6 protein-coding genes are annotated in these 11,718 nt (G+C 65.4%); all 6 read left to right on the forward strand.

Annotated elements, in window-relative coordinates; all coding sequences use genetic code 11:
• Position 1: 1 nt before the first annotated feature.
• The 6 genes from rplJ (at position 2) to rsmB (ending at position 11,707) form a co-directional block, all read left to right on the forward strand.
• On the forward strand, positions 2-535 hold the full coding sequence (gene rplJ / locus QTI17_RS13570; RefSeq protein WP_286520075.1) for a 50S ribosomal protein L10: 534 nt from the start codon (positions 2-4) through the stop codon (positions 533-535).
• Between the two features lie 43 nt (positions 536-578).
• A complete protein-coding gene (rplL, locus tag QTI17_RS13575) occupies positions 579-953 on the forward strand; it encodes a 50S ribosomal protein L7/L12 (RefSeq protein ID WP_286520076.1) in 375 nt (124 codons plus the stop codon).
• 260 nt (positions 954-1,213) lie between these two features.
• Positions 1,214-5,338 carry a DNA-directed RNA polymerase subunit beta gene (rpoB, locus tag QTI17_RS13580; protein WP_286533733.1) on the forward strand — a complete coding sequence of 1,375 codons (4,125 nt, stop codon included), beginning with the start codon at positions 1,214-1,216 and terminating at the stop codon, positions 5,336-5,338.
• Positions 5,339-5,358: 20 nt separating this feature from the next.
• Positions 5,359-9,597 carry a DNA-directed RNA polymerase subunit beta' gene (rpoC, locus tag QTI17_RS13585; protein WP_286533735.1) on the forward strand — a complete coding sequence of 1,413 codons (4,239 nt, stop codon included), beginning with the start codon at positions 5,359-5,361 and terminating at the stop codon, positions 9,595-9,597.
• A 90-nt stretch (positions 9,598-9,687) separates the two neighbouring features.
• Positions 9,688-10,284, forward strand: coding sequence for a LemA family protein (locus QTI17_RS13590; protein WP_286533736.1), 597 nt, complete (start codon positions 9,688-9,690; stop codon positions 10,282-10,284).
• A gap of 58 nt (positions 10,285-10,342) precedes the next feature.
• The gene (gene rsmB / locus QTI17_RS13595; protein WP_286533738.1) at positions 10,343-11,707 is read left to right on the forward strand and encodes a 16S rRNA (cytosine(967)-C(5))-methyltransferase RsmB; all 1,365 of its coding nucleotides are present in this window, start codon (positions 10,343-10,345) and stop codon (positions 11,705-11,707) included.
• Positions 11,708-11,718: the final 11 nt, after the last annotated feature.

Raw genomic sequence — 11,718 nt, forward strand, 5'->3', positions numbered from 1 at the left:
CTTGAGTCTGAATCGCAGTGAGAAAGAAGCGGTCATCAGTGATGTGACCAGCCTCGCCGCAAAAGCTCAAACGCTCGTGATGGCGGAATACCGTGGCATCACGGTGGCCGATATGACCAAACTGCGTACCGATGCACGCAGCAAAGGTGTGACCCTCAGCGTGTTGAAGAACACGCTGGCACGCCGTGCTGTCGCTGGTAGCGCGTTTGAGATCATCGGCGACCAGATGACCGGTCCGCTGATCTATGGCTTCTCCGAAGACGCCGTGGCCGCCGCGAAAGTGGTGGCTGACTTCGCGAAGACCAACGACAAGTTGGTGATTCGCGGCGGTGCATTCGGTGGCAAGGCCCTGGACGTCGAAGGCGTGAAGCAACTGGCCAACATCCCTTCCAAGGAAGTGCTGCTGGCGCAATTGCTGGGCTTGATGCAATCCCCGATCTCTCGTACCGCCCGCGTGCTCGCGGCGCTGGCCGAGAAGCGTGGTGGTGGCGAAGCACAGGCGGAAGCTCCCGCCGCAGAAGCGCAGGCTGCCTGAGCCTTGCGTTTGACAAATTCAACCCAATTGTTAGGAAACAAAAATGGCATTCGATAAAGACGCATTTCTGACCGCGCTCGACGCAATGACGGTCCTGGAACTCAACGACCTGGTCAAGGCCATCGAAGAGAAGTTCGGCGTGAGCGCCGCTGCAATGTCGGCTCCCGCAGCCGGCGGCGGCGCCGTGGCCGCCGTGGCTGAAGAGCAGACCGAATTCAACGTCATGCTGATGGAAGCTGGCGCGAACAAGGTGTCGGCGATCAAGGCCGTGCGCGAAATCACCGGCCTGGGCCTCAAGGAAGCCAAGGACCTGGTGGAAGCCGCTCCCAAGGCCGTCAAGGAAGGCCTGTCGAAGGCTGACGCCGAAGCCGCCAAGAAGAAGCTGGAAGAAGCTGGCGCCAAGGTGGAACTGAAGTAATTCAGTCTCCCCAGAGGGCTGGAGGTGCTGCAAGGCCCTCCAGCCTTTGCCGCTTTCAGAGCGCACCCAAAAGTCGGCTTGTTGACGCGAAAACAAGACGATTTTTGAGTGTCTTCTGACCCCGACTGCAGAAGACCCCCTTGGTTCGGGCGATGTGCAACGCATCGCCGTCCGCCAGGGCTGGTAGTGGCCAGCCGCCAAGGAGAGTGGTGCTCGCGCACCTCACCACGTCGCTGAAGATCTCAAGCTCCGGAGCTCTCATGGCCCAAACGTCCACGTACAGTTACACCGAACGCAAGCGCATCCGAAAGAATTTCGGCAACCGCGACAGCGTCGTCGAAATCCCCTACCTGCTGCAAATGCAGAAAGACGCGTACACCGCGTTCCTGCAAGCCGGCATCGCGCCCCAGAAACGGACCGTGGAAGGCCTCCAGGCTGCCTTCGACGCAGCGTTCCCGATCGTCTCGCACAACGGTTTCGTCGAGATGAAGTTTCTCGAGTACAACCTCGCGAAGCCCGCTTTCGACGTCCGCGAGTGCCAGACCCGTGGCCTCACCTTCGCCTCGGCCGTGCGTGCCAAGGTCCAGCTGATCATCTATGACCGTGAGTCGTCGACCTCGCAGTCGAAGGTGGTCAAGGAAGTCAAGGAGCAAGAGGTCTACATGGGCGAAGTGCCGCTCATGACCGACAAGGGCTCGTTCATCATCAACGGCACCGAGCGCGTCATCGTGTCGCAGCTCCACCGTTCGCCCGGCGTGTTCTTCGAGCACGACAAGGGCAAGACCCACAGCTCGGGCAAGCTGCTGTTCTCGGCGCGCGTGATTCCCTACCGCGGCTCGTGGCTCGACTTCGAGTTCGACCCGAAGGACATGCTGTACTTCCGCGTCGACCGCCGCCGCAAGATGCCGGTCACGATCCTGCTGAAGGCGATCGGCCTGAACCCGGAATCGATCCTCGCGAACTTCTTCGTCAACGACAACTTCCGCCTGATGGACAGCGGCGCGCAGATGGAGTTCGTCGCCGAACGCCTGCGCGGCGAAGTGGCCCGTTTCGACATCACGGACAAGGCCGGCAAGGTCGTGGTCGCCAAGGACAAGCGCGTCACGGCCCGCCACACGCGCGAACTCGAGCAGTCTGAAACCACGCACATCAGCGTGCCGGAAGACTTCCTGGTCGGCCGCGTCGTGGCCCGCAACATCGTCGACCCCGACACCGGCGAGATCCTGGCCAAGGCCAACGACGAGCTGACCGAAGCGCTGCTGAAGAAGCTGCGCACGGCCGGCGTGCAGGACGTGCAAGCGATCTACACCAACGAACTCGACCAGGGCGCCTACATCTCGCAGACGCTCCGCATCGACGAGACGGTGGACGAATTCGCCGCCCGCGTCGCGATCTACCGCATGATGCGCCCCGGCGAGCCGCCGACCGAAGACGCAGTGCAGGCCCTGTTCCAGCGCCTGTTCTACAACCCGGACACGTACGACCTGTCGCGCGTCGGCCGCATGAAGTTCAACGCCAAGGTCGGCCGCGACGAATCGACCGGCCCGATGGTGCTGACCAACGAGGACATCCTGGCCGTGGTCAAGATCCTTGTCGACCTGCGCAACGGCCGCGGCGAAGTCGACGACATCGACCACCTGGGCAACCGCCGCGTGCGTTGCGTCGGCGAACTGGCCGAGAACCAGTACCGCACCGGCCTGGCCCGTATCGAGAAGGCCGTGAAGGAACGTCTGGGTCAAGCGGAGCAAGAGCCGCTGATGCCGCACGACCTGATCAACAGCAAGCCGATCTCGGCCGCCCTGAAGGAATTCTTCGGCGCCTCGCAGCTGTCGCAGTTCATGGACCAGACCAACCCGTTGTCCGAGATCACGCACAAGCGTCGCGTCTCGGCCCTGGGCCCGGGCGGTCTGACCCGCGAACGCGCCGGCTTCGAAGTGCGCGACGTGCACGTCACCCACTACGGCCGCGTGTGCCCGATCGAAACGCCCGAAGGCCCGAACATCGGCCTGATCAACTCGCTGGCCCTGTACGCCCGCCTGAACGAATACGGCTTCATCGAGACGCCGTACCGCCGCGTGGTCGACAGCAAGGTCACGATGGACATCGACTACCTGTCGGCCATCGAAGAAGGCAAGTACGTCATCGCCCAGGCCAATGCGGCCCTGGACAAGGACGGCCGCCTGACCGGCGACCTGGTGTCGGCGCGTGAAACCGGCGAATCGATCCTGGTGAGCGCCGAGCGCGTTCAGTACATGGACGTGTCGCCGGCGCAGATCGTGTCGGTGGCTGCTTCGCTCGTTCCGTTCCTGGAGCACGACGATGCGAACCGTGCGTTGATGGGCGCCAACATGCAGCGTCAGGCCGTGCCTGTGCTGCGCCCCGAAAAGCCGTTCGTCGGTACCGGCATCGAGCGCGTCTCCGCGGTCGACTCGGGCACCGTGGTCACGGCCACCCGCGGCGGTATCGTCGACTACGTCGATGCGACCCGCATCGTGGTTCGCGTCAACGACGCCGAAGCCACGGCCGGTGAAGTCGGCGTCGACATCTACAACCTGATCAAGTATCAGCGTTCGAACCAGAACACGAACATCCATCAGCGTCCGATCGTCAAGCGCGGCGACAAGATCGCCAAGGGCGACGTCGTGGCCGACGGTGCGTCGACCGACCTGGGCGAGCTCGCGCTCGGCCAGAACATGCTGATCGGCTTCATGCCCTGGAACGGCTACAACTTCGAAGACTCGATCCTGATCTCCGAACGCGTGGTCGCCGAAGACCGCTACACCTCGATCCACATCGAGGAACTGGTCGTGATGGCCCGCGACACCAAGCTGGGTGCCGAGGAAATCACGCGCGACATCCCGAACCTGGCCGAGCAGCAGCTCAACCGCCTGGACGAATCCGGGATCATCTACGTCGGCGCCGAAGTGCAGCCGGGCGACACGCTGGTGGGCAAGGTCACGCCGAAGGGCGAGACCACGCTGACGCCTGAAGAGAAGCTGCTGCGCGCGATCTTCGGCGAGAAGGCTTCCGACGTGAAGGACACCTCGCTGCGCGTCGACCAGGGCTCGCAGGGCACCGTGATCGACGTCCAGGTGTTCACCCGCGAAGGCATCACGCGCGACAAGCGCGCCCAGCAGATCATCGACGACGAGCTCAAGCGCTTCCGCCTCGACCTGAACGACCAGCTGCGCATCGTCGAGGCCGACGCCTTCGACCGGATCGAGAAGCTGCTGACCGGCCGCGTCGCCAATGGCGGCCCGAACAAGCTGGCCAAGGGCACCAAGCTCGACAAGGCGTACCTGACGTCGATCGAGAAGTTCCACTGGTTCGACATCCGCCCGGCGGAAGACGAAGTGGCGACCCAGCTCGAATCGATCAAGAACTCGCTCGAGCAGACCCGCCACAGCTTCGACCTCGCGTTCGAAGAAAAGCGCAAGAAGCTCACGCAGGGCGACGAGCTGCCCGCGGGCGTGCTGAAGATGGTCAAGGTCTACCTGGCCGTCAAGCGCCGCCTGCAGCCCGGCGACAAGATGGCCGGCCGCCACGGCAACAAGGGTGTGGTGTCGAAGATCGTTCCGGTCGAAGACATGCCCCACATGGCCGACGGCACGCCGTGCGACATCTGCCTGAACCCGCTGGGCGTGCCCTCGCGGATGAACGTCGGGCAGGTGCTCGAAGTGCATCTGGGCTGGGCCGGCAAGGGCATCGGCCAGCGCATCGGCGACCTGCTGCAGCAAGAGGCCAAGGTGGCCGAGCTGCGCAAGTTCCTGGAAGAGATGTACAACGGCTCGGGCCGCAAGGAAGACCTCGGCAAGCTGAGCGACTCCGACGTGCTCGAGATGGCGGCCAACCTGTCGAGCGGCGCGACCTTCGCCACGCCGGTGTTCGACGGTGCCTCGGAAGACGAGATCCGCGGCATGCTGAAGCTCGCCTACCCGGACGAGATCGCCAAGCTCAAGGGCCTGACCGATACCCGCACCCAGGCCTACCTGTACGACGGCCGCACCGGCGACCAGTTCGAGCGTCCGGTCACCGTCGGCTACATGCACTTCTTGAAGCTGCACCACCTGGTGGACGACAAGATGCACGCCCGCTCGACCGGCCCGTACTCGCTGGTCACGCAGCAACCGCTGGGCGGCAAGGCCCAGTTCGGTGGCCAGCGCTTCGGTGAAATGGAAGTGTGGGCCCTGGAAGCCTACGGCGCCGCCTACGTGCTGCAGGAAATGCTCACGGTGAAGTCCGACGACGTGGTGGGCCGTACCAAGGTCTACGAAAGCATCGTCAAGGGCGAACACTCGATCGAAGCCGGCATGCCGGAATCGTTCAATGTGCTGGTCAAGGAAATTCGTTCCTTGGGCCTGGACATCGAACTCGAACGCTCATAAGCCAACAAGGAAAGAGTCACATGAAGTCATTACTCGACCTGTTCAAGCAATTCACGCCGGACGAGCATTTCGATGCCATCCGCATCGGCATGGCCTCGCCCGAGAAGATCCGTTCGTGGTCCTTCGGCGAGGTGAAGAAGCCCGAGACGATCAACTACCGGACCTTCAAGCCCGAGCGCGACGGTCTCTTCTGCGCCAAGATCTTCGGCCCGATCAAGGACTACGAGTGCCTGTGCGGCAAGTACAAGCGCCTGAAGCACCGCGGCGTGATCTGCGAGAAGTGCGGCGTCGAAGTCACGCAGACCAAGGTGCGTCGCGAGCGCATGGGTCACATCGACCTGGCCGCACCCTGCGCCCACATCTGGTTCCTGAAGTCGCTGCCGTCGCGTCTGGGCCTGGTGCTCGACATGACCCTGCGCGACATCGAACGCGTGCTGTACTTCGAAGCCTACGTGATCACCGACCCCGGCATGACCCCGCTGAAGAAGTTCGGCATCATGTCCGAGGACGACTACGACGCGAAGCGCAAGGAATACGGCGATGAATTCGTCGCCAAGATGGGCGCCGAAGGCATCAAGGACCTGCTCGAAGGCATCGAGATCGACAGCGAGATCGAGAAGCTTCGCGGCGACCTGACCGGCTCCGAAGTCAAGGTCAAGAAGAACTCCAAGCGCCTCAAGGTGCTGGAAGCCTTCCGCAAGTCGGGCATCAAGCCCAACTGGATGGTGCTCGAAGTGCTGCCCGTGCTGCCGCCGGACCTGCGTCCGCTGGTGCCGCTGGACGGCGGCCGCTTCGCCACGTCGGACCTGAACGACCTGTACCGCCGCGTCATCAACCGCAACTCGCGCCTGCGCCGCCTGCTCGAACTGAAGGCGCCGGAGATCATCGCGCGCAACGAGAAGCGGATGCTGCAAGAGGCGGTCGACTCGCTGCTGGACAACGGCCGTCGCGGCAAGGCCATGACGGGCGCCAACAAGCGCGCGCTGAAGTCGCTGGCCGACATGATCAAGGGCAAGAGCGGCCGCTTCCGCCAGAATCTGCTGGGCAAGCGCGTCGACTACTCGGGCCGTTCGGTCATCGTGGTGGGCCCGACGCTCAAGCTGCACCAGTGCGGCCTGCCGAAGCTGATGGCGCTCGAGCTGTTCAAGCCCTTCATCTTCTCGCGCCTCGAAGCCATGGGCATCGCGACCACCATCAAGGCGGCCAAGAAGGAAGTGGAATCCGGCACGCCGGTGGTCTGGGACATCCTTGAAGAAGTCATCAAGGAACACCCGGTGATGCTGAACCGTGCGCCTACGCTGCACCGTCTGGGCATCCAGGCCTTCGAGCCGATCCTGATCGAAGGCAAGGCGATCCAGCTGCACCCGCTGGTCTGCGCGGCCTTCAACGCCGACTTCGACGGTGACCAGATGGCCGTCCACGTGCCGCTGTCGGTCGAAGCGCAGATGGAAGCCCGCACCCTGATGCTGGCCTCCAACAACGTGCTGTTCCCGGCTTCCGGCGAACCGTCGATCGTTCCTTCGCAAGACGTGGTGCTGGGTCTGTACTACACGACCCGCGACCGCATCAACGCCAAGGGCGAGGGCCTGGTCTTCTCCGACATCGGCGAAGTCCAGCGCGCGCTCGACGCCAACGTGGTCGAGCTCACCGCCAAGGTCGCGGTCCGCATCACCGAGTACACCAAGGACAAGGAAACGGGCGAGTTCGTGCCGTCGACCTCGCTGGTGGACACGACCGTGGGCCGTGCGCTGCTGTCCGAGATCCTGCCCAAGGGCCTGCCGTTCTCGAACATCAACAAGGCGCTGAAGAAGAAGGAGATCTCCAAGCTCATCAACGTCTCGTTCCGCAAGTGCGGTTTGAAAGAGACCGTCGTCTTCGCCGACAAGCTGCTGCAGAACGGCTTCCGCCTGGCGACCAAGGCCGGTATCTCGATCGCGATCGACGACATGCTGGTGCCCGCTGAAAAGCACGGCATCATCGACCGCTCGGCCAAGGAAGTGAAGGAGATCGAGCAGCAGTACGTCTCCGGTCTCGTGACCTCCGGCGAGCGCTACAACAAGGTGGTCGACATCTGGGGCAAGGCCGGCGACGAAGTGTCGAAGGTCATGATGGCCAAGCTGTCGAAGCAGACCGTCACCGACCGCCACGGCAAGGAAGTCGAGCAGGAGTCGTTCAACTCGATCTACATGATGGCCGACTCGGGCGCTCGCGGTTCCGCCGCGCAGATCCGCCAGGTGGCCGGCATGCGGGGCCTGATGGCCAAGCCGGACGGCTCGATCATCGAGACGCCCATCACGGCGAACTTCCGCGAAGGCCTGAACGTGCTGGAGTACTTCATCTCCACCCACGGTGCCCGAAAGGGTCTGGCCGACACGGCGCTGAAGACCGCTAACTCGGGTTACCTGACGCGCCGCCTGGTCGACGTGACGCAGGACCTGGTCGTGATCGAGCAGGATTGCGGCACCCACGAAGGTGCCGTGATGCGCGCGATCGTCGAAGGCGGTGAAGTCATCGAATCGCTGCGCGACCGCATCCTGGGCCGCACCGCGGCCGAGGACGTGCTGCACCCGGAAACGCGTGCGGTGCTGGCCAACGCCGGCGACATGCTCGACGAAGACCTGATCGAAGCGCTCGAAGCCGACGGCGTCGACGAAGTCAAGGTGCGCACGGCGCTGACCTGCGCCACGCGCTTCGGCATCTGCGCCAAGTGCTACGGCCGCGACCTCGGCCGCGGCGGCCTGGTCAACAACGGCGAAGCGGTCGGCGTGATCGCCGCCCAGTCGATCGGCGAACCCGGCACGCAGCTGACGATGCGGACCTTCCACATCGGTGGTGCGGCGTCGCGTGCGGCGGTGGCCTCGAGCGTCGAAGCCAAGTCGAACGGTTCGATCGGCTTCAACGCCACGATGCGCTACGTGACCAACAGCAAGGGCGAGCTGGTCGTGATCTCGCGTTCGGGCGAAATCGTCATCCATGACGAGCACGGCCGCGAGCGCGAACGCCACAAGGTGCCGTACGGCGCCATCCTGGCAGTGAAGGCCGACCAGACCATCAAGGCCGGCCACGTGCTGGCCAACTGGGACCCGCTGACCCGCCCGATCATCACGGAATTCGCCGGCAAGACGAAGTTCGAGAACGTCGAGGAAGGCCTCACGGTCGCCAAGCAGGTGGACGAAGTCACCGGCCTGTCGACCCTGGTCGTGATCGACCCGAAGCGCCGCGGCGCTGCCAAGGTCGTGCGTCCGCAAGTGAAGCTGATCGACGCCTCGGGCGCCGAGGTCAAGATCCCCGGCACCGACCACTCGGTGACGATCGGCTTCCCGATCGGCGCGCTGGTGCAGGTGCGTGACGGCCAGGACGTGGGCCCCGGCGAAGTGCTGGCGCGGATACCGGTCGAAGGCCAGAAGACCCGCGACATCACCGGCGGTCTGCCGCGCGTGGCCGAGCTGTTCGAAGCCCGTTCGCCGAAGGACAAGGGCATGCTGGCCGAGATGACCGGTACCGTGTCGTTCGGCAAGGAGACCAAGGGCAAGATCCGCCTGCAGATCACCGATCCCGAAGGCACCGTCTGGGAAGACCTCGTGCCGAAGGAAAAGAACATCCTGGTGCACGAAGGCCAGGTGGTGAACAAGGGCGAGAGCGTGGTCGACGGCCCGGCGGACCCGCAGGACATCCTGCGCCTGCTGGGTTCGGAAGAACTGGCGCGCTACATCGTGGACGAAGTGCAGGACGTGTACCGCTTGCAAGGCGTGAAGATCAACGACAAGCACATCGAGGTGATCGTTCGCCAGATGCTGCGCCGGGTCGTGGTCGAGAACGTCGGCGACACCAACTACATCGCCGGTGAACAGGTCGAACGCAGCGAGATGCTCAACACCAACGACGCCCTGCGCGCCGCTGGCAAGATCCCCGCGACGTTCACCAACCTGCTGCTGGGTATCACGAAGGCATCGCTGTCGACCGACAGCTTCATCAGCGCCGCATCGTTCCAGGAAACGACGCGCGTGCTGACCGAAGCCGCGATCATGGGCAAGCGCGACGAACTGCGCGGCCTGAAGGAAAACGTCATCGTCGGCCGCCTGATCCCCGCGGGCACCGGCATGGCGTACCACCAGGCACGCAAGGTCAAGGACGCGATGGACGAGGCCGAGCGCCGCGCGATCGCCGAGTCGGAAGCGGCCGAACTGGCCGGCGCCGGCAGCGCGACCGAAGAGGCGATCACCACGGTCGATGCCAGCGAAGGCACCGCGACCGAATAACTGGTTAGCATCTCCGGCCATGACCGGAATCCGAAGCCCCCTTTCCGCCCGCGGATCGGGGGCTTTTTCTTTGGCACGGAAGCCCGCGCCATGAACGGCATGCCGGACTCCCTGCCGTTCTGGATCGGCGGCGCGTTGGCGCTGTTCTGGTTCGTCGGCGCCTACAACCGGCTGATGCGGCTGCGTTCGGGCGCCCTGCAGGCCTATGCGACGCTCGACGCCGCGCTGGTGCGGCAGGTCGAGTTCGTGCAGGCGCGTGCGGCCGAGGCCGATACGACCGATGCAGCGGGAGCCGAACCGCCATCCGATGCTTCGCTGCAGGCGGCCTCGGGCCAGCTCGCCACCTTGCTGGCCGCCACCCGCCTGCGGGCGCTCGACCCGGCCGGAATCGCCGCGCTGGGCACCGCCCTGCACGTGATGGTGGCGGCCTGGCAGCGCCTGCATCCGGAGGCGGTCGTCAGCTTCGAGGCCGACGGCACACTGTCGCGTCCCGCGCCGCTGAACGGCAAGGACGAGCTGCTGCCCGACAGCGCACCGATCGCCTGGCCCGAGCCTTCCGCCGCGGCGGAAATCGCCCGCGGCCAGTTCAACCTGGCGGTGGCGCAGTACAACGCGGCGATCGGCCAGTTTCCAGCGCTCATGGTGGCGTGGATCATGCAGCTGCGGCCTGCGGCCCCGTTGCGCTGAGCCGCTCGGCCGGCGACGCCGCCCTCCTTGTCCCCAGCGCCCTTACCATCGACCCAAGTTGCCAGATCATTCAGACCCCATTTCCGATTCGCCACAGGCTTCCCCGCCGCTGTGGCGCCAGTTGCAGCTGACCGCCGCGGCGCTCGCCTCGATCCGCGCCGGCGTGTCGGGCTCGGTCGCCTTCGAGGCCGTCGAGCCGGGCCTGCGTCCGGGCGTCCAGGCGCTGGGTTTCCAGGTGCTGCGCTGGCTCGGCCGGGCCGAGGCGCTGCGGCGCCAGCTGGCCAAGCGGACCCCGCCGCCGGCGGCCGACGCCCTGCTGTGCACGGCGCTGGCCCTGGCCTGGGACGGCGAGCGTTCGCCCTACGAGCCCTTCACGCTGGTCGACCAGGCGGTCGAGGCCGCCAAGCGCAATCCGGGAACCCGGGCCCAGGCCAGCTTCGTCAACGCCTGCCTGCGGCGCTTCCTGCGCGAGCGCGACGAGCTGGTGTCGATCACCGACCGCGAACCGGTCGCGCAGTGGAACCACCCGCGCTGGTGGATCGAGCGGCTGAAGCGCCAGCATCCGCGCGACTGGCAGCGCGTGCTGGCGGCCGACAACAACCAGGCGCCGATGACCTTGCGCGTCAACCTGCGCAAGACCAGCGTCGCCGCCTTCCGCCAGGGCCTGGCGGCCGCGCAGCTGGCGTCGGTGCCGGTCGCCGCCAGCGGCTTGCAGCTCGCGCGGGCCCGGCCGGTGAGCCAGATTCCCGGATTCGCCGAGGGCGAATGCTCGGTGCAGGATGCGGCGGCCCAGGTCGCCGCCCCCTTGCTGCTGTCCGGCCTCGACCTGCGCCGCGATGCGCCGCTGCGGGTGCTGGACGCCTGCGCGGCACCGGGCGGCAAGACGGCGCACCTGCTCGAGGCGGCCGGCAGTGCGGCCATCGAGGTCACGGCGCTGGAAGTCGATCCGGTCCGCGCCCGGCGCATCGACGAGACCCTGGCGCGGCTCGGCCTCGGCGCCAAGGTCGTGGTCGCCGACGCCTCGCGCCCGGCCGACTGGTGGGACGGCCGGGCTTTCGATGCCATCTTGCTCGACGCCCCATGCACCGCTTCGGGCATCGTCCGCCGCCACCCCGACGTGCGCTGGCTGCGGCGCGAAAGCGACATCGAGCAGCTGGCGCTCCAGCAGGCGATGCTGCTGGCCGGCCTGTGGCCGCTGGTCCGGCCGGGCGGGCGCCTGCTGTATTGCACCTGTTCGGTGTTTTTCGAGGAAGGTGCGCACCAGATCGAGGCGTTCCTTGCACACAACACCGATGCCCGTTTGCTGCCTTCGCCGGGCCATTTGCTGCCCCAAAGCGGCGGGAATGCGCGTGGCGTCCCGGACAATGCCTTGGGTGACCACGACGGTTTCTTCTACGCGCTGCTTGAAAAGCTGCCCCGCTGAAAGGCGCTGGC

The sequence above is a fragment of the Variovorax sp. J31P179 genome (assembly GCF_030316985.1).
GTDB lineage: Bacteria > Pseudomonadota > Gammaproteobacteria > Burkholderiales > Burkholderiaceae_C > Variovorax > Variovorax ginsengisoli_B.